The sequence below is a fragment of the Planomonospora parontospora genome, assembly GCA_014647935.1.
Taxonomy (GTDB): Bacteria; Actinomycetota; Actinomycetes; order Streptosporangiales; family Streptosporangiaceae; genus Planomonospora; species Planomonospora parontospora.
The window spans coordinates 403,280-422,145 of record BMQD01000001.1 but is presented as its reverse complement, the minus strand read 5'-3'; the positions used below and the strand labels follow the sequence as shown (position 1 = coordinate 422,145).

Sequence of the window (18,866 nt, the reverse complement as noted above, 5' to 3'; positions counted from 1 at the left end):
GATGTACGGCTCAGCCGATCGCGCGCGAACGGGCCTTGAAGGCCGCCTTGCGCGCCGCCTTGGCCGCGTTCTGGTCCGGCAGGGAGCGCCCGAGGAGTTCCAGCACGTCGACGGCGTCGGGGTGGTCCACCCGCCACATCTCCTCGATCACGTGCGCCGGAGGGCCGGAGGCCGCCATGTTCTCGGCGAACGCCTCCGGGTCCTCCTCGGCCGCGGGCAGGGCCAGGGCGAGCATGTCCACGCTCATCCAGAGCACCTCGTCCGGGGTGAGCGTCGGTGCGGCCAGTCCGCGCGCGGACAGCCAGTGCACGGCGTGCGGCCGCAGCTCGGCGTCCTCCAGGAAGCTCCGGACGGACTCCTCCGCCTCCGCGCCGAGCCGGTCGACGATCGTGACCGCGACCCCCCGGGCGACGGCGGGCGCGCCCGAGACCGCCCGCAGCAGCTCGGCGGCGGCCTCGGCGGGACTCCGGCGGGACAGCCAGCCGGCGATGTCGGACTCGGCCACGCCGGGGAGCACGCCGGCCAGCAGCCCCTCGATCAGGCCGGTCGCGTCGGCCGCGGCCAGGTCGGGGGCCTCGGGCGCGTCGATGCCGAAGACGTCGTAGAGCTCGTGCAGGCCCCAGACCGCCAGCGGGGTCAGCTCCAGCGTCCCCTCACCCCGGCTGAGCAGCCCGCAGTAGGCCAGCCGCCGCCCGACCTCCTCCAGGTCGAGCTCGGCGCCCTCGTCGGCCAGGCCGATCTCGTCCTCGAGGTACTCCCGGACGACGGGCACGGGCACCGGCGCCTGCACCCGGTAGAACAGGTCGAGCAGGGTGTAGAGCTCCTCGTCGACGAGCCGGTCGCCGCTGAAGGCCCCGCCGGTGTCCTTCTCCACGGCGAACCGCACCGTCGCGGCCCACACCTCCAGGGGGTCGGGGTCGTCCCCGTCGAAGACCGCCGCGCCCTCCGTCTCGACCAGGCCGGTGTGCACCGCCAGGTCCCACAGGAACGCGGGGTCGCCGACCGCCAGCTGCGCGTTCGCCTCCGCGGCGTCGCGCACCCGCAGGGCGCCCTTGCGGGTGGGCGTGCGCCCCCCGGCCAGCATCCACTGGACCAGGCGGCGGGCGTCGGTCAGCAGGGGGACCCGCAGCGCGGCCTCGGCCAGCGCCTCGCGGGAGGCGAGCCGTACCGGCGGGAGGGGGGAGCAGCCCGGGCACTCGCAGTATTCCCCCTCCTGGGCGTCCTCGGCGGGCGGGGAGTCCTCGCCCGCGTCCAGCGAGTCGGCGCCCATCGCGCTGAAGAGGCTCTTGGCCATGCCGAACCGGGAGGTGTCGGCCAGGGCGGCCGGCATCTCGGGTTCGATCCGGTCCAGGGCGGCGCGCATGCGCGCGGCCATCTTCCCGCCGATCTCCTCGGTCTCGAGAAGGAAGTCGACGAGGGTCCGGGCGGCGGCGACCGTCTCCGGGGCGCTTTCCGGAGGAGCGATGACCTTGCGCGGATAGATGTTGAGCAGCAGCTCCTCGAAAGTGACCGAGGTGAAATCCCCCAGCTCGTTCACGTCCAGGTAGTCGCTGGCGTAGTCGCAGAGCAGACGCGCCTCGTCCGCGTCGACCTCGCGGCCGTGCGCACGCCCCCACGCCCGAAGATCGTCGATGGCCCGATTCACCCATTCAATCGACACAGGGAGAAATTAACGGCTTACTGTCAGCACCGCGAATCGGGGAAACTACTCAAATGGCGTCCATAGGGTCAATGCATACCCTGACCACCTCCGGCGCCTTACGCGCGGAACGCACGCCGGCGGCCCCTTTCAGCGCGGAGGCGAGCACCGGGGCGGCCCCCCACGGCACCCGCACGATGGCGCGTTCCCGCACCTGATCGCCCCGGGGCGTCTCCACGGGCACCGGCCCGAGCACCCGCGCGCCCTCCGGCAGCGCGGTCTCCCCCAGCATCTCCCGGACCGCCGCCGGGGACCCGGTCAGCGTGGCCATCCGCACCGCCGGGGGGAAACCGAGTTCTGTCCTGTCGGCCAGTTCCCGCTCGGCGTGCGTGACCGGGTCCCAGCGCAGCAGCGCCTGCACGACGGCGAGCGAGGAGTCGGCCAGCACGACCAGCTCGGCCCCGGGCTGCAGCAGGGCCGCGGCGTTCAGCCACCGGCGCAGCGTCTCCTCGGCCACCCGCAGGTCCGGCCGCCCCAGCAGGGCCCACCCGTCCAGCAGCACCGCCGCCGCGTAACCGCCCTCCGGCACCGGCTCGGCCCCCGGGGTGGCCACCACCAGCGCCCTGCCCGGCCCGACCGCGGCCAGCACGCCGTCCCGGCCGGACGTCCTGACCGGGACCGAGGGGAAGGCCCGCCCCAGCTCCTCGGCCGTCCGGCGGGCGCCCACGACCCGGGCGCGCACCCGCGTCCCGCCGCAGGCCGCGCAGCGCCACTCCCCCGCGATCCGCCCGCACCAGCGGCAGTACGGCGCCGCGTGGCCGCCCCGCAGCGCGAGCGGCCCGGCGCAGTGCCCGCAGCGCGCCGCGGCCCGGCAGCCCTGGCAGGACAGCGCGGGCAGGTAGCCCCGCCGGGGGACCTGCACCAGCACCGGACCGTGCTCCAGCCCGGCCCGCAGCGTGCGCCAGGCGAGGCTGGGCAGCCGGGCCGCCCGCGCCGCCTCGTCCCTGGCCAGCTCCGCGTCGTCGCCGGCCGGCCGTACCCTCGGCGCCCGAGTCCGGACCGCCTCGCGGGGCGCGACCAGGGCGGCGGCCCAACCGGTGGCCACCAGCCGGGTGGCCTCCGCGGTGCGGGCGTGGCCGCCGACGAGCAGGCCCGCCCGCCCTCGGTGGGCGCGCAGCGCCAGGACCTCGCGGGTGTGCGGGTACGGCGCCAGCCGCTCGGCGTGCAGGTCGTCGCCGTCGTCCCAGACGACCGCCAGGCCCAGGTCCCGCACCGGGGCGAACGCCGTGCCCCGGGTGCCCAGCGCCACCCGGGCCTCGCCGCGCAGCACCCGCAGCCAGCGCCGGTAGCGCTCGGCGGGCCCCAGGTCCGCGGTGAGCGCCACGTGCCGGCCCGGGCCCAGGACCGCCTCCAGCGCCGCACCGGCCAACGCCACGTCCTTGCCGTCGGGCACCACCACGAGCGCGCCCCGGCCGCCGCGCAGCGTCTCGCGCACCGCCACCGCCACCGCCTCCGGCCACTCCGGGCCCCGCGGCCCGGTCCCCGGCAGCGCGGTCCACACCGCCCGCGGGGCGCGCCCGGCGGCCAGCTCCGCCAGGAACGCCTCCCCGCCCGGGTAGTCGGCCCAGGGGCCCGGACCGGCGGCCTCCAAGGGCTCCTGCGCCTCCTCCGGCTCCCTCGTGCGCGGCTCGGCCTCGACCCTGGCGTGGCGCGGCGGGACGGCCAGGCGCAGGACGTCGGCCAGGGTCCCGGCGTAGCGGTCGGCGACGGCGCGGGCCAGGGCGGCGATCTCCGGGGTCAGCACCGGCTCGGCGGAGACCACCCGCTCCAGCCGGGCCAGCTTCCCGGGGTGCTCGCTCGTCTCCACCCGCTCCAGCAGGAACCCGTCGACGAGCTTGCCCGCGAACCGGACCCGGACCCGGCAGCCCGGGACGGCCCCGGCGTCCAGGGGCGCCGGGACGAGGTAGTCGAACGGCCGGTCCAGGTGGGGCAGCGGCGTGTCCACGGCGACCCGCGCGACGGGCAGCTCCGCGGCCGGCTCCGGCACGCCCCGCGCCGGTCCGGCGCTGCGCGCGGGGGCGGGCCGCTCGCGGACGGCGTCCAGCGGGAGCAGGGCGCCGTCGTCCGGGGAGGGGATCGTGTGGGTCACCCACATGTCCTACCAGACCTCGCGGGCACCTCTCGCCGATCCGCCGGGACCGCCCGGGGACACGGCGAGAGCCCCCGGCGGAACGGGTCCACCGGGGGCTCCTCTCGCGACGGGACTACAGACCGGCGGCGGCGCGCAGCGCGTCGGCGCGGTCGGTGGCCTCCCAGGAGAACTCCGGCCGGCCGAAGTGGCCGTAGGCGGAGGTCTCGGAGTAGATCGGGCGGAGCAGGTCGAGGTCGCGGATGATCGCGGCCGGGCGCAGGTCGAAGACCTGGAGCACGGCGGCCTGGATCTTGGCGATGTCGGTCTTCTCGGTGCCGAAGGTCTCGACGAACACGCCGACCGGGTGCGCCTTGCCGATGGCGTAGGCGACCTGGACCTCGGCGCGGTCGGCCAGACCGGCGGCCACGATGTTCTTGGCGACCCAGCGCATGGCGTAGGCGGCCGAGCGGTCGACCTTGGACGGGTCCTTGCCGGAGAAGGCGCCGCCGCCGTGACGGGCCATGCCGCCGTAGGTGTCGACGATGATCTTGCGGCCGGTCAGGCCGGCGTCGCCCATCGGGCCGCCGATCTCGAAGCGGCCGGTCGGGTTGACCAGCAGCCGGTAGCCCTCGGTCTCCAGCTCCAGGCCGGCCAGGACCGGGTCGACCACGTGCTCCTTGATGTCCGGCGCGAGCATCTCCTTGAGGTCGATCTCGGCCGCGTGCTGGGTGGAGACGACCACCGTGTCGAGGCGGACCGGCTTGTCGCCGTCGTACTCGATGGTGACCTGGGTCTTGCCGTCGGGGCGCAGGTAGGGGACCGTGCCGTCCTTGCGGACCTGCGACAGGCGCTCGGCCAGGCGGTGCGCGAGCTGGATCGGGAGCGGCATCAGCTCGGGGGTCTCCCGGCAGGCGTAGCCGAACATGAGGCCCTGGTCGCCGGCGCCCTGGCGGTCGAACTCGTCGCCGGCCTCGCCCTCGCGGGCCTCGTAGGCGGCGTCGACGCCCTGCGCGATGTCGGGGGACTGCGCGCCGATGGACACCGACACTCCGCAGGAGGCGCCGTCGAAGCCCTTGTGCGAGGCGTCGTAGCCGATCTCGAGGATCTTCTCGCGGATGAGACCCGGGATGTCGACGTAGGTCTCCGTCGTCACCTCTCCGGCGACGTGGACCTGACCGGTGGTGATCAGCGTCTCGACCGCGACCCGGCTCTTGGGGTCTCCCTTGAGCATGGCGTCGAGAATCGCGTCGCTGATCTGGTCTGCGATCTTGTCCGGGTGGCCCTCGGTGACCGACTCGGAGGTGAACAGGCGACGGGACAAGTCAGTGGCTCCTCATGCAGCGGCTGCTGGCGACGGGGCTCCGGTGCGGGGGCGCACCGCGAGCACTCCGCCGAAGTCTAGCCGCTCACCGGCCGTTCGCGATTCTCCCTTCCGCCTCCGATCGGCGGGAGGACGGCGGGAGGGCGGTGCACACCGGGGATCCGTCCTCTCCCGGCGGCGGTTCCGCACCCGAACCGCTCCCGGAGACCGCCCCGCGGGCCCTCGGGCGCGACGGACCGGCGGGTCACAGGTCGGGCAGCGGATCGGGCGGCAGCGTCTCGGGCGCGAAGACCTCGGCGTCGGCGGCGTGGACCACCGCGGCGTACTCCTCCTCGATCTCGAACACCGTGCCGCCGAGCTCGATGGCCGCGCCCGCGGAGAACTCCACCGGGCCGATCCGGGTCCGCCGGGCGTGGGTGGAGTGGATCGCGGTCGGAACGTTCCTGTCGAAGAAGGCCGTGGACAGCACGTGGATCGCCTGGTCGGACACCACGACCAGGAAGGCCGCCATCCCCGGCGGCCCCACCGCCAGCGCGGGCAGGACGTAGCGGATGTCCTGCCCGGGGGGGAGCAGCGCGCGGCAGCGCGCCCTGACGGCGGCCGGCACCGGCATATCGGACCCCTCCCTGACACGGCGTTCCGGGTCGCTCTGTCCGACGCAGTATCCGCCGGGAGGCGATCTCCGGCAAGCGGATCAGGGAAGCCGCGCGGCCACCAGGTCCCAGACCACGTCGGCCAGCGCCTCCTTGGGTCCCCGCGGGATCTCCACCGGCTCCGCGTCCGCGGACAGGACGACCGCCGCGTTGTCCGGGGTGCCGAAGGCGAGGTTCTCCCCGACCTGGTTGACGACGAGCAGGTCGCAGCCCTTGCGGGCGAGCTTGGCCCGCCCGTTGGCGAGCACGTCGTCGGTCTCCGCCGCGAACCCCGCGATCACCGCGGGGTACGGCGCGGCGCCCTCGCGGCGCCGCTCCCCCAGCTCGGCGAGGATGTCCGGGTTCTTCACCAGGTGGACGGCGCCGGGCTCGGCCGAGGTCTTCTTGATCTTCGAGTCGCTCCGCGCCGCGGGCCGGAAGTCCGCCACGGCCGCGGCCATGACCACGGCGTCGGCGTCGGCCACCGCCTCCAGCACGGCGTCGCGCAGCTGGAGCGCCGACTCGACCCGGACCACCGCGACCCCGGCGGGGTCGGGCAGCGCGACGTTGGCCGCGACCAGCGTGACCCGGGCGCCGCGGGCGGCGGCCGTCCGGGCCAGGGCGTATCCCTGCAGGCCCGAGGAGCGGTTGCCGATGAAGCGGACCGGGTCGATGGCCTCGCGGGTGCCCCCCGCGGAGACGACCACGTGGCGCCCGGTCAGGTCGAGGGAGCGGCCGGACAGGACCCGGCGGCAGACCTCGAAGATCTCCGCGGGGTCGGGCAGCCGTCCGCGGCCGGTGTCGGCGCCGGTGAGGCGCCCCACGGCCGGGTCGAGGACGAGCGCGCCGCGCTCGCGCAGGACGGCCACGTTGGCCTGCGTCGCCGGGTGCTCCCACATCTCGGTGTGCATCGCCGGGGCGAAGACCACCGGGCAGCGCGCGGTCAGCAGGGTGTTGGTCAGCAGGTCGCCGGCGATGCCGTGCGCGGCCTTGGCCAGCACGTCGGCGGTGGCGGGGGCCACCACCACCAGATCGGCGCCCTGGCCGATGCGGACGTGCGGCACCTCGTGCACGGAGTCCCAGACGTCGGCGGTCACCGGGTTGCCGGAGAGCGCGGCCCAGGTGGGCTCGCCGACGAAGCGGAGCGCCTCGCGGGTCGGGACGACGCGGACGTCGTGGCCGGACTCGGTGAACAGGCGGAGCAGCTCGCACGCCTTGTAGGCGGCGATGCCGGCGCTCACCCCGAGCACGACGCTCGGCCTGGCGGGCGCGTCCTCGGACGTTCGCATCGGGCGGGTCTCAGCCCTCGATGGGCTCGGCGGTGAGCAGGCCCTCGCTGACCTCGCGCAGCGCGATGGACAGCGGCTTCTCCTGCGCGTGGGTCTCCACCAGCGGCCCGACGTACTCCAGCAGGCCCTCGCCGAGCTGGGAGTAGTAGGCGTTGATCTGGCGGGCCCGCTTGGACCCGAAGATCACCAGGCTGTACTTGCTGTCGACGATGTCGAGCAGCGCGTCGATCGACGGGTGGGTGATGCCTTCGGTATGAGCGGCGTTGGTTGCCACGTCGTGTCCCCCTAGCTAGTTGAACGTCCGGGGCTCGAAGCCTCGGGAGCACCAGCCAGCAAGGCTATCAGCCGCCGGCACACCTCCTGGACCGACGTGTTCACCAGTGTCAGGTCGAATTCGCGCTCGGCGGCCATCTCGATCCGGCCGGCGGCCAGGCGGCGGGCGATGACGTCCTCCGGCTCGGTGCCGCGGCCGCGCAGGCGCTTCTCCAGCTCCTCCCAGCTCGGCGGGGCCAGGAAGACCAGCAGCGCCTCCGGCATGGTCGCGCGGACCTGGCGGGCGCCCTGCAGGTCGATCTCCAGCAGGGTGGGGATCCCCGCGGCGAGCTTCTCCATGACGGGCGCGCGTGGGGTCCCGTACCGGTTGCCGGCGAACTCGGCCCACTCCAGCAGCCCCCCGGAGGCGACGAGGCGGTCGAACTCCTCGTCGTCGGCGAAGAAGTACTCCACCCCGTGGGTCTCGCCGGGGCGGGGCTTCCTGGTGGTCACCGAGACCGACAGCCACACCTGGGGGTGTGCCCGCCGAAGCTCGGCGACGACCGTGGACTTGCCGACGCCCGACGGCCCGGACAGGACCGTCAGGCGGTTGCCGGTCGGCCCGGCGGAGGCTCGCGCCTCCTCCGGACTCCCGGCCGGGGGTGTGGAGCCACCGGATCCGCTCACCGCGGTCTCGTCCGGAGCCCGGCCCTCGTCGGGCCGCGATGCTCCGGTTGACGTTCCGGTCACTCCAGACCCCCGTGATGCCGTCCCCGCTGCGCGGGGTGAAGCGTGCGAACTGTGGAACCGAGACTAGTCCTAGCTCTCGGCTCCGCCGAACTCACGCTCCAGGGACGCGCGCTGGTTGGCGCCGAGGCCCCGCACGCGGCGGGACTCGGCGATGCCCAGCCGCTCCATGAGCTGCTTGGCGCGGACCTTGCCCACGCCGGGAAGCGACTCGAGAAGGGCCGACACCTTCATCTTGCCGATGACGTCATCGGCCTGCCCGTCTTTGAGCACCTCAGTCAGAGAGACCGCGCCGTGCTTCAGGCGGTTCTTGACCTCGGCACGCTCTCGGCGGGCCTTGGCAGCCTTTTCCAGGGCTGCGGCGCGCTGCTCGGGGGTAAGGGGAGGAAGAGCCACGCCGGGTCACCTCGAATTTCCTGTGGATGTACTCGGACGGGAAGGGAAACTAGCTGGTCATCGCGATCCAAGCAACGTCAACCCCGGTTTCTGCGCCCAGAAAGCCCGGTTCTTCACCCTGAGTAGTAGAGACATAGCTCACCGTCGGTCAAACGACGCCCGGCCCGGGGTTTTCCGCGACGAAGATCACATGTCCCGGCCGGCGGTGGCGGAGGCCTTCCGGAGCGCCGCGGCGATGCCGGCGGCCGCGGCGCCGGGGTCCGCCGAGCCGGTGATCGGACGGCCGATCACGAGGAGGTCGGCGCCGTCGGCGAGCGCCCGCTCGGGGGTGGCCACCCTCGCCTGGTCCTGGGTGTCGGCCCCCGCGGGGCGCACGCCCGGGGTGATGAGCGTGATGTCCGGCCCGACCTCGGCCCGCACCGCGGCCACCTCCCGGGGGGAGCACACCAGCGCCTGCGCGCCCGCCCCGACGGCCAGGACCGCCAGGCGGCGCACGGCGTCGTCGGGGGGTCCCGAGATGCCGGCCCGCTCAAGATCGGCCTCTGAGAGCGACGTGAGCACCGTCACGGCCGCGATGCGCGCCGCGGGGGCGGCCTCGACCGCCGCGCGGACCATCGCGGCCCCTCCCGCCGCGTGGACGGTCAGGATCGCGGGCTTGAGCCGCGCCACCGACCGCGCCGCGCCCGCCACGGTGTTCGGGATGTCGTGCAGCTTCAGGTCGAGGAAGACCTGCACCCCGCTCGCCCCCCGGACCGAGGCGATGACGTCCGGCCCGTAGCGGAGGTAGAGCTCCAGCCCGATCTTGACGGTGCTGACGTGCGGGGTCACCAGGCTCGCCCAGCGGGCCGCGGTCTCCAGGTCGGGCGCGTCCAGGGCGACGGCGATGGGGGCGGGGATCACAGCGGGCTCTCCTCGAAGTCCGTACGGTGCCGGGTGGTCGCCCCCGGCGGGCGGTGGGCCAGTCCGACCGCGTCGGCCAGCCGGTGGAAACCCCGCGCCGCCAGGATCTCCTCCAGCTCGCGCAGGACGCGCAGGCCGGCGTAGGGGTCGTGGAACAGCGCGGTGCCCACCGCGACGACGCAGGCTCCGGCCAGGACGAACTCGAAGGCGTCCCGGCCGGTCAGCACGCCGCCCATGCCGATGATGGGCACGCCGGGCAGCGCCGCGTGGACCTGCCAGACGCATCGTACGGCCAGCGGCCGGATCGCCGGCCCCGACAGGCCGCCGGTGACGGCGGCGAGCGAGGGGCGCATGGCGTCGGTGTCGATGCTCATGCCGAGCGGATTGTTGATCATGGACAGCGCGTCGGCGCCCCCGTCCACGCACGCGCGGGCGACGCTCACCACGTCCAGCGCGTCCGGGGAGAGCTTGGCCACCACCGGCACGTCGTAGCGCATCACCGAGCGCACCGAGGCGACCACCTCCGCGGAGGCGGCGCCGTCGAGGGCGAAGACCCGCCCGCGGTCCTCGATGTTGGGGCACGACAGGTTGACCTCCACGGCGGTCACGCCGGGCGCGTCGGTGAGCCTGCGGGCCAGCGCGGTGTACTCGGCGACGGTGCCGCCGCCGATGGACACCACGGTCCTGATGTTGCGCTGGGCCAGCCAGGGCAGCTCCCGCGCCAGGAACGCGTCCACGCCGGGTCCCTGCAGCCCCACGGCGGCCAGCAGGCCCGAGGGCGTCTCCGCCATCCGGGGGGTCGGGCGGCCCGCCCTGGGCGCCATCGTGATCGACCGGGTGGTCACCGCGCCGAGCCTGCCCAGGTCGAAGAACTGGGCCAGCTCGGCGCCGGAGGCCGCGCACCCGGCGGCGGTGGTGATCGGGTTGGCCAGTTCCACGTGCCCGAGGTAGGTCCGCATGTCAACCGGCATGCCGTGTGCCTCCGCCGGGCGCTCCGAGCGCGTCGAACGGGATCGTTCCCACGTCGTCGAAGCGGACGCGCTCGCCCCGGAAGGCCGGGCCCTCGACGCAGGAGCGGACCATCCGGGTGACGCCGTCGTCGCCGATGACCGGGAGCACGCACGTCATGCACACGCCGATCCCGCAGGCCATCCGCTCCTCCACGGCCACCTGGACCGGGATGTCGAACTCGACCGCCACGGCGGTCACCCCGCGCAGCATCTCCATGGGACCGCAGGCGTAGACCGCGTCGGCGCGGACGTCGGCGATCACCCCGGGCAGCACGTCGGTCACCCGGCCGCGCATGCCCAGCGACCCGTCCTCGGTGGTCAGCGTGGTCGTCTCCCCCATCCGGCGGGCGCGCAGCGCACCGAAGACCCGGTCGGCCGAGGCCGCGCCGAGCACGAAGTCCACCCGGCAGCCGCGCCGCTGGAGGGCGTCGGCGACCGCGAAGAGCATCGCGGAGCCGTACTCGCCGCCGACCAGGACGCAGGTCACCGGGTCCCGGGGCAGCGGGAAGGGCCGGCCGAGCGGGCCCACCAGGTCCAGCGTGTCGCGGGCGCGGCGCTCGGCGAGCCAGGCCGTGCCCGGACCGCCGGCGGTGAAGACGAACTCCACCGTGCCGCCGTAGTCGGGCTTGACGTCGTGGACGGAGAAGGCACGGCGCGTCAGCATCGACGTCCCCGGCCCGCCGACGGCCACCGCCACGAAGTGGCCGGGGCGGAACCGCTCGACGATGCCGGGCGCGACCACGGTCAGCGCATGGTAGGCGTCGACCCGGCGCGTCGTCAGCACCGTGCCCGTGACCTGTACCGGAGTGACAGGCGTCTCCCTCACCTCCCGCTCAGGGCATCATCCCCGCAGTCTCTGGGCGTGCTCCTGAAGGGACCGTACGCCGATGTCGCCGCGGACGACGGCCTGAACACCCTGAACGGCGGCGGCCAGTCCCTGGACGGTCGTGATGCAGGGCACGCCCCGCAGCACGGCCGCGGTGCGGATCTCGTAGCCGTCCAGCCGCGGCCCGGACTGGCCGGGGCTGCCGAAGGGCGTGTTCACGATGAGATCCACCTCGCCGTCCAGGATCCGCCTGCCGATCGTCGGTTCGCCGTCGGGACCGGGTCCGTCGCTCTGCTTGCGCACGATCTTGGCATGGACGCCGTTGCGGCGCAGCACCTCCGCGGTTCCCTCGGTGGCCAGGATCTCGAAGCCGAGGTCCGCCAGGGCCTTCACCGGGAAGATCATGGCCCGCTTGTCCCGGTTCGCGACCGAGACGAAGGCCCGCCCCTTGGTCGGCAGCGAGCCGTAGGCGGCGGCCTGCGACTTGGCGTAGGCCGTGCCGAAGAACGCGTCGATGCCCATGACCTCGCCGGTGGAGCGCATCTCCGGGCCCAGGATGGTGTCCACGCCCCGGAACCGGTTGAACGGCAGCACCGCCTCCTTGACCGCGATCGGCGCGTCCAGCGGCATCGTGCCGCCGTCGCCCTCGGCCGGGAGCATGCCCTCGGCGCGCAGCTGCGCCACCGTCGCGCCCATCATCACCCGGGCCGCGGCCTTGGCCAGCGGCACCGCCGTGGCCTTGGAGACGAACGGCACGGTACGGCTGGCGCGCGGGTTGGCCTCCAGCACGTACAGGATGCCCGCCGACATGGCGTACTGGACGTTGAGCAGGCCGCGCACGCCCACCCCCCGGGCGATCGCCTCGGTGGCGGCGCGGATGCGCTTGATGTCGAAGCTGCCGAGCGTCATCGGGGGCAGCGAGCAGGCCGAGTCGCCGGAGTGGATGCCGGCCTCCTCGATGTGCTCCATCACGCCGCCGAGGTACAGCTCCTCGCCGTCGAAGAGCGCGTCCACGTCGATCTCGACGGCCTCGTCCAGGAACTTGTCCACCAGCACCGGGTGGTCGCTGGCGGCGCCCGCCTTGGCCATGTAGGTGACCAGGGTGGCGTCGTCGTAGACGATGGCCATGCCGGCGCCGCCCAACACGTAGCTCGGCCGCACCAGGACCGGGTAGCCGATCTCCGCGGCGATCTCCAGCGCCTCGGCCTCGGTCACCGCGGTGCCGTGCTTGGGCGCCGGGAGCCCGGCCTCGGCGAGCACGCGGCCGAACGCGCCGCGCTCCTCGGCCAGGTGGATGGACTCCGGCGAGGTGCCGACGATCGGCACGCCCGCGTCCTTGAGCGCCTGCGCCAGCCCGAGCGGCGTCTGCCCGCCGAGCTGGACGATGACGCCGGCGACCGGGCCCGTCTGCTGCTCGGCGTGGACCACCTCCAGCACGTCCTCCAGGGTGAGCGGCTCGAAGTAGAGCCGGTCGGAGGTGTCGTAGTCGGTGGAGACGGTCTCGGGGTTGCAGTTGACCATGACGGTCTCGTAGCCGGCCCGCGACAGCTCGAAGGACGCGTGCACGCACGCGTAGTCGAACTCGATGCCCTGGCCGATCCGGTTGGGGCCGGAGCCGAGGATGAGGACCTTCGGGCGGTCGCCGTACGGGACCTCGGTCTCCTCGTCGTAGGTGGAGTAGAGGTACGGCGTGCGGGCGGCGAACTCGGCGGCGCAGGTGTCCACCGTGTTGTAGACCGGGCGGACGCCGAGCGCGTGGCGCAGGTCGCGCACGCGCGCCTCGTCCAGGCCGCGGATCCCGGCGATCTGCGCGTCGGAGAAGCCGTACCGCTTGGCCCTGGTCAGCGCGGCGGCGTCGAGCTGGGAGGCCTCGCGCAGCTCGGCGGCGACCTCGTCGATCGCCAGCAGCTGGTCGATGAACCACGGGTCGACGGCGGTGGCCTCGAAGAGCTCCCCGGCCGTGGCCCCGGCCCGGATGGCCTGCTGCATGGTGGTCAGGCGGCCGTCGTGCGGGGTGCGGCAGGCTGCCAGCAGCTCGTCCTTGTCGCCCGGCTCGCCGGTCCAGGAGAAGGGGGCGCCCTTCTTCTCCAGCGAGCGCAGCGCCTTCTGCAGCGCCTCGGGGAAGGACCGGCCGATGGCCATGGCCTCGCCGACCGACTTCATGTGGGTGGTCAGCGTCTGGTCGGCCCCGGCGAACTTCTCGAAGGCGAAGCGCGGCACCTTCACCACGATGTAGTCGAGCGTCGGCTCGAACGACGCCGGGGTCTCGCGGGTGATGTCGTTGGGGATCTCGTCGAGGGTGTAGCCGACGGCGAGCTTGGCCGCGATCTTGGCGATCGGGAAGCCGGTGGCCTTCGACGCCAGCGCCGAGGAGCGCGACACGCGCGGGTTCATCTCGATGACGACCATGCGGCCGGTCTTCGGGTCGACCGCGAACTGGATGTTGCAGCCGCCGGTGTCCACGCCGACCTCGCGGATGACCGCGATGGCGACGTCGCGCATGTTCTGGTACTCGCGGTCGGTCAGCGTCAGCGCGGGGGCCACGGTGACGCTGTCGCCGGTGTGCACGCCCATCGGGTCGATGTTCTCGATGGAGCAGACGATGACGACGTTGTCGGCCCGGTCGCGCATGACCTCCAGCTCGTACTCCTTCCAGCCGAGGATGGACTCCTCCAGGAGCACCTCGGTGGTCGGCGAGGCGTCGAGGCCCGCGCCGGCGATGCGGCGCAGGTCCGCCTCGTCGTGCGCGAAGCCGGAGCCCACGCCGCCCATGGTGAAGGAGGGCCGCACGACCAGCGGGTAGCCGAGCCCGCCGGCCGCGGCCAGGCACTCGTCCATGGTGTGGCAGACGACCGAGCGGGCCGACTCGGCGTTGAGACCGCGCTCGGCGGCGACCTTGGCGACGATCTCCTTGAACTTCTCGCGATTCTCGCCGGCCTGGATCGCGTCCACGTCGGCGCCGATGAGCTCGACCTCGTACTTGGCGAGCACGCCCGCCTCGTGCAGGGCGATCGCGGTGTTGAGCGCCGTCTGGCCGCCCAGGGTGGGCAGCAGCGCGTCGGGGCGCTCCTTGGCGATGATCTTCTCGACGAACTCGGGGGTGATCGGCTCGACGTAGGTGGCGTCGGCGAACTCCGGGTCCGTCATGATGGTCGCGGGGTTGCTGTTGACGAGGATCACGCGGAAGCCCTCGGCGCGCAGCACGCGGCACGCCTGGGTACCGGAGTAGTCGAACTCGCAGGCCTGCCCGATCACGATCGGCCCGGAGCCGATCACCATGACCGACTGGATGTCCGTGCGCTTAGGCATTCTTCTTCGTCTCCGTGCTCATGGTCGCGCCCGGCTCCTCGCCCGCTGCGCGGACGACTCGTCCCTCGCCGGCCGCTGCGCTCTCTCGTCCCCTCGACTGCTCCATCAGAGCGCAGAACCGGTCGAAGAGCCCTGCGGAGTCGTGCGGGCCGGCCGCGGCCTCGGGGTGGTACTGGACGCTGAAGGCGGGCCGGTCGACCAGCCGCAGCCCCTCGACGCAGTCGTCGTTGAGGTTGACGTGGCTGACCTCCGCCGGGCCGTACGGCGTGTCGAAGGCGCCGTCCAGCGGGGCCTGCACGGCGAAGCCGTGGTTGTGCGCGGAGATCTCCACCTTGCCGGTGCGCCGGTCCTGGACCGGCTGGTTGACCCCGCGGTGCCCGTAGCGCAGCTTGTAGGTGCCCAGGCCCAGCGCGCGGCCGAAGATCTGGTTGCCGAAGCAGATGCCGAAGAACGGCCGGCCCGCGTCCAGCACGCCGCGCAGCGCCTCGACGGGGCCGTCGGCGGTGGCCGGGTCGCCGGGGCCGTTGGAGAAGAACACCCCGTCGGGGTCGAGCGCGAGGATGTCGGCGGCGGTGGCCGTGGCGGGCAGGACGTGCACCTCGCAGCCGCGCTCGGCCATCCGCTGCGGGGTCATGGACTTGATGCCCAGGTCCACGGCCGCCACGGTGTACTTCTTGGCGCCGCGGGCGGGCACGACGTACGGCTCGGCGGTGGAGACCTGCTCGGCCAGGTCGGCGCCCTCCATCGAAGGGCTGAGCCGGACCCGCTCCAGGAGCTCCTCGACCGGGGCCACGGCCCCGCCGGAGAAGATCCCGGCGCGCATGGCGCCGCGCTCGCGCAGGTGGCGGGTGAGCGCGCGGGTGCCGGGGATCGCGATCCCGACGACGCCGGAGTCGGCGAGGTAGTCGTCCAGGGAGCGGGTGGCGCGCCAGTTGGAGTGCACCCGGGCGGGCTCGCGGACCACGTAGCCCGCCACCCAGACGCGGGACGACTCGGGGTCGGCGTCGTTGACGCCGGTGTTGCCGATGTGCGGCGCGGTCATCGCGACGATCTGGCGGTGGTAGGAGGGGTCGGTGAGGGTCTCCTGGTAGCCGGTCATCCCGGTGTTGAAGACCATCTCGCCGAAGGTCTCGCCCTCGGCTCCGTACGGGGTTCCGTGGAAGACGCGCCCGTCCTCCAGCACGAGAACCGCGGTCCCGGTCCCGCCGCCCGCCGGGCGGCCGCCGGCCCGCTCGCTTCGCTCACTCACAGAACATCCCACTCATCTCGGTCATTACTTCTGAAAGTATGAAATATCCGGCGCATGGGCGGAGGGCGTCTCCACGATGTGGGACGCCCGCCGGCACCGCGCGGGCGCGGGCGGCCGTCACGCGAGCTTGCCGTCGAGGACGGTCGCGCGGCCCCGCAGGAAGGTGGCCACGACCCGGCCCGGCAGGGACCGCCCCTCGTAGGGGGTGTTGCGGCTCTTGGAGGCGTAGGAGGACGGGTCCACCTGCGCGCGCACCGACGGGTCGTAGAGGGTGATGTTGGCCGGGGAGCCGGCCTCCAGCGGCCGGCCGTGCCCGGCCAGGCGGCCGATCCTGGCCGGGGCGTACGACATGCGCTCGGCCACGCCGGCCCAGTCGAGCAGGCCGGTCTCCACCATGGCCTCCTGGACCACCGCCAGCGCCGTCTCCAGGCCGATCATGCCCATCGCCGCGGCGGCCCACTCGGTCTCCTTGTCCTCGACCGGGTGCGGGGCGTGGTCGGTGGCCACGACGTCGATCGTGCCGTCGGCCAGGGCCGCGCGCAGCGCCTCGACGTCGGCGCGGGTGCGCAGCGGCGGGTTCACCTTGTAGATCGGGTTGTAGGCGCCGACCGGCGAGTCCTCCACGAGGTCGTCGGTGAGCAGCAGGTGGTGCGGGGTCACCTCGGCGGTGACGTTCCACCCCTTGGACTTGGCCCAGCGGATGATCTCCACCGAGCCCGCCGTGGAGACGTGGCAGACGTGCAGGCGGGAGCCGACGTGCGCGGCGAGCAGGCAGTCGCGGGCGATGACCGCCTCCTCGGCGACCGCGGGCCAGCCGGTCAGGCCGAGCCTGCCGGAGACCGCGCCCTCGTTCATCTGCGCGCCGGCGGTCAGGCGCGGCTCCTGGGCGTGCTGGGCGACCACGCCGTCGAAGGCCTTGACGTACTCCAGGGCGCGGCGCATGAGCACCGCGTCCGAGACGCACTTGCCGTCGTCGGAGAAGACCCGGACGCGGGCCGCGGAGTCGGCCATCGCGCCGAGCTCGGCCAGCCGCTCGCCGCCGAGGCCCTCGGTGACCGCGCCGACCGGCTGCACGTCGCAGTGGCCGGCCGCCAGGCCCAGCCGCCAGACCTGCTCGACGACGCCCGCGGTGTCGGCGACCGGGGAGGTGTTGGCCATGGCGTGCACGGCGGTGAACCCGCCGAGGGCCGCGGCGCGGGTGCCGCTCTCGACGGTCTCGGCGTCCTCCCGGCCCGGCTCGCGCAGGTGGGTGTGCAGGTCCACCAGGCCGGGCAGGGCGACCAGGCCCGCCGCCTCGACGGTCTCGTCGCCGGTCAGGTCCGGCCCGACCGCGGCGATGACGCCGCCGTCGATCAGGATGTCGGCGGGCTCGCCGCCGAGGATCCGGGCGCCCTTGATGACGGTGGTCACGCTGGTCTTCACGCTCACTGGTCTTCTCCCCCGAGGTTGGCGCCGCCGAGCAGCAGGTACAGAACGGCCATGCGGGTGGTCACCCCGTTGGCGACCTGCTCGACGATCGTCGAGCGCGGCGAGTCGGCCACCTCCGCCGCGATCTCCATGCCCCGGTTCATCGGCCCGGGGTGCATCACGATGGCGTCGTCGTGCATCTTCGCGACGCGGTCGCGGTCGAGGCCGTAGCGGCGGCTGTACTCCCGCTCGGTGGGGAAGAAGGCCGCGTTCATCCGCTCGCGCTGCACGCGCAGCATCATCACCACGTCGGACTTGGGCAGCACGGCGTCGAGGTCGTAGGAGACCGCGCACGGCCAGGAGCCGACGCTCACCGGGAGCAGGGTCGGCGGGGCCACCAGCGTCACCTCGGCGCCGAGGGTGGCCAGCAGCAGCACGTTGGAGCGGGCCACCCTGCTGTGCAGCACGTCGCCGACGATCGTGACCCTCCTGCCGTCCAGCGAGCCCAGCCGGCGGCGCATCGTGAAGGCGTCGAGCAGGGCCTGCGTGGGGTGCTCGTGCGTGCCGTCGCCGGCGTTGACCACGCTGCCGCGCACCCAGCCGGCCAGCCGGTGCGGCGCGCCGGAGGCGCCGTGCCGGATGACCACGGCGTCGGCGCCCATCGCCTCCAGGGTCAGCGCGGTGTCCTTGAGCGACTCGCCCTTGGAGACGCTGGAGCCCTTGGCGGAGAAGTTGATCACGTCCGCGGACAGGCGCTTGGCCGCGGCCTCGAACGAGATCCGGGTCCGGGTGGAGTCCTCGAAGAAGAGGTTCACCACCGTGCGGCCGCGCAGGGTCGGCAGCTTCTTGATCGAGCGCTCGGAGATCTTCGCCAGCTCGTCGGCGGTGTCCAGGATCAGCAGGGCGTCGTCGCGGCTCAGGTCCGCCGCCGAGATGAGGTGCCGCCTCACTTGTCGCCCTCCTTCAGCAGCACGACCGCGTCCCGGCCGTCGTTCTCCTCCAGGTAGACCTTGACGATCTCGCTCTTGGAGGTGGGGAGGTTCTTGCCCACGTAGTCGGCACGGATGGGCAGCTCCCGGTGGCCGCGGTCCACCAGCGCGGCGAGCTGCACGGCCCGCGGGCGGCCCAGGTCGCCCAGCGCGTCGAGCGCGGCGCGGACGGTGCGTCCGGAGTAGAGCACGTCGTCGACCAGGACGACCGTCCTGTCGTCGATCCCGTCGGCCGGCAGGTCGGTGCGCCCGAGCGGCCGGGCGGGCTTGGTGCGCAGGTCGTCGCGGTACATCGTGATGTCGAGGGAGCCGACCGGGACGGCGCGGCCCTCGAACTGCCGGATGTGCTCGGCCAGGCGGCGGGCCAGGTGGACGCCCCGCGTGGGGATCCCGAGCAGGACGACGTCCTCGCCACCCTTGGTGCGTTCGAGGATCTCGTGGGAGATGCGGATCAGCGCCCGGTTGATGTCGGGGCCTTCGAGGACGGCGTGCGCGGGGCCGCGGATCTGATCGCGGGCACGCGAAACGGCGTCGGTCAAGAGAACACCACCTTTCCCGCCTCACGGGACGGGTCTTAAAGGAAGTCGACGTCTTCAAGGTATCAGCAGGAGGACGGCCGCTCAGAACCGGGCGTTTATTGCACTAATAGTGACAAAACCTGATCAAGATGGCTATTCACCTGGATGGCCTCCGGTCTGCCTCGTGAGGGATGCTCCGGCGCACCCCGCGGCCGGGAGCGGCGGCGAGGCGCGTGCTCCACAACCGTCCC

General features: G+C 73.6%; 16 protein-coding genes. All 16 read right to left on the bottom strand.

Annotated elements, in window-relative coordinates; translation table 11 throughout:
• Positions 1-10 precede the first annotated feature (10 nt).
• Entirely contained in the window at positions 11-1,660 is a 1,650-nt protein-coding gene (locus IEZ07_RS01940; RefSeq protein ID WP_239319292.1) for a hypothetical protein, read from the bottom strand.
• A 49-nt stretch (positions 1,661-1,709) separates the two neighbouring features.
• Positions 1,710-3,794 (bottom strand): primosomal protein N', encoded by a 2,085-nt coding sequence (locus tag IEZ07_RS01935; RefSeq protein ID WP_191893183.1) that lies wholly within the window; start codon positions 3,792-3,794, stop codon positions 1,710-1,712.
• 109 nt (positions 3,795-3,903) lie between these two features.
• A complete protein-coding gene (metK, locus tag IEZ07_RS01930) occupies positions 3,904-5,091 on the bottom strand; it encodes a methionine adenosyltransferase (protein WP_068894191.1) in 1,188 nt (395 codons plus the stop codon).
• Positions 5,092-5,335: 244 nt separating this feature from the next.
• The gene (locus tag IEZ07_RS01925) at positions 5,336-5,704 is read right to left on the bottom strand and encodes a hypothetical protein (RefSeq protein WP_191893182.1); all 369 of its coding nucleotides are present in this window, start codon (positions 5,702-5,704) and stop codon (positions 5,336-5,338) included.
• Between the two features lie 81 nt (positions 5,705-5,785).
• Entirely contained in the window at positions 5,786-7,012 is a 1,227-nt protein-coding gene (gene coaBC, locus IEZ07_RS01920) for a bifunctional phosphopantothenoylcysteine decarboxylase/phosphopantothenate--cysteine ligase CoaBC (protein WP_191893181.1), read from the bottom strand.
• Positions 7,013-7,022: 10 nt separating this feature from the next.
• Positions 7,023-7,286, bottom strand: a complete 264-nt coding sequence (rpoZ, locus tag IEZ07_RS01915) for a DNA-directed RNA polymerase subunit omega (protein ID WP_068894194.1) — start codon at positions 7,284-7,286, stop codon at positions 7,023-7,025.
• Positions 7,287-7,297: 11 nt separating this feature from the next.
• A complete protein-coding gene (gmk, locus tag IEZ07_RS01910) occupies positions 7,298-7,870 on the bottom strand; it encodes a guanylate kinase (protein WP_239319302.1) in 573 nt (190 codons plus the stop codon).
• A gap of 213 nt (positions 7,871-8,083) precedes the next feature.
• Positions 8,084-8,407: an integration host factor, actinobacterial type gene (gene mihF, locus IEZ07_RS01905; RefSeq protein ID WP_068894195.1), complete on the bottom strand. Its 324-nt coding sequence runs from the start codon at positions 8,405-8,407 to the stop codon at positions 8,084-8,086.
• Positions 8,408-8,593: 186 nt separating this feature from the next.
• Positions 8,594-9,307, bottom strand: a complete 714-nt coding sequence (gene pyrF / locus IEZ07_RS01900) for an orotidine-5'-phosphate decarboxylase (RefSeq protein WP_191893179.1) — start codon at positions 9,305-9,307, stop codon at positions 8,594-8,596.
• Entirely contained in the window at positions 9,304-10,278 is a 975-nt protein-coding gene (locus IEZ07_RS01895; protein ID WP_191893178.1) for a dihydroorotate dehydrogenase, read from the bottom strand. Before IEZ07_RS01895 ends, pyrF begins: the two co-directional genes overlap by 4 nt.
• Positions 10,268-11,143 carry a dihydroorotate dehydrogenase electron transfer subunit gene (locus tag IEZ07_RS01890; protein WP_191893177.1) on the bottom strand — a complete coding sequence of 292 codons (876 nt, stop codon included), beginning with the start codon at positions 11,141-11,143 and terminating at the stop codon, positions 10,268-10,270. Before IEZ07_RS01890 ends, IEZ07_RS01895 begins: the two co-directional genes overlap by 11 nt.
• A gap of 15 nt (positions 11,144-11,158) precedes the next feature.
• A complete protein-coding gene (gene carB, locus IEZ07_RS01885) occupies positions 11,159-14,452 on the bottom strand; it encodes a carbamoyl-phosphate synthase large subunit (RefSeq protein ID WP_068894199.1) in 3,294 nt (1,097 codons plus the stop codon).
• Positions 14,445-15,701, bottom strand: a complete 1,257-nt coding sequence (gene carA, locus IEZ07_RS01880) for a glutamine-hydrolyzing carbamoyl-phosphate synthase small subunit (protein WP_239319287.1) — start codon at positions 15,699-15,701, stop codon at positions 14,445-14,447. Before carA ends, carB begins: the two co-directional genes overlap by 8 nt.
• Before the next feature lie 117 nt (positions 15,702-15,818).
• A complete protein-coding gene (locus tag IEZ07_RS01875) occupies positions 15,819-17,129 on the bottom strand; it encodes a dihydroorotase (RefSeq protein ID WP_239319284.1) in 1,311 nt (436 codons plus the stop codon).
• On the bottom strand, positions 17,126-18,058 hold the full coding sequence (locus IEZ07_RS01870; RefSeq protein ID WP_191893176.1) for an aspartate carbamoyltransferase catalytic subunit: 933 nt from the start codon (positions 18,056-18,058) through the stop codon (positions 17,126-17,128). The genes IEZ07_RS01875 and IEZ07_RS01870 overlap by 4 nt, the downstream gene beginning before the upstream one ends.
• Positions 18,055-18,636: a bifunctional pyr operon transcriptional regulator/uracil phosphoribosyltransferase PyrR gene (gene pyrR / locus IEZ07_RS01865; RefSeq protein WP_275413739.1), complete on the bottom strand. Its 582-nt coding sequence runs from the start codon at positions 18,634-18,636 to the stop codon at positions 18,055-18,057. Before pyrR ends, IEZ07_RS01870 begins: the two co-directional genes overlap by 4 nt.
• Between the last annotated feature and the right edge of the window lie 230 nt (positions 18,637-18,866).

Coding starts and splice junctions, on each gene's coding strand:
- IEZ07_RS01895 (WP_191893178.1), bottom strand. CDS start 10,278: ATGCCGGTTGACATGCGGACCTACCTCGGGCACGTGGAACTGGCCAAC.
- coaBC (WP_191893181.1), bottom strand. CDS start 7,012: ATGCGAACGTCCGAGGACGCGCCCGCCAGGCCGAGCGTCGTGCTCGGG.
- IEZ07_RS01925 (WP_191893182.1), bottom strand. CDS start 5,704: ATGCCGGTGCCGGCCGCCGTCAGGGCGCGCTGCCGCGCGCTGCTCCCC.
- carB (WP_068894199.1), bottom strand. CDS start 14,452: ATGCCTAAGCGCACGGACATCCAGTCGGTCATGGTGATCGGCTCCGGG.
- IEZ07_RS01935 (WP_191893183.1), bottom strand. CDS start 3,794: ATGTGGGTGACCCACACGATCCCCTCCCCGGACGACGGCGCCCTGCTC.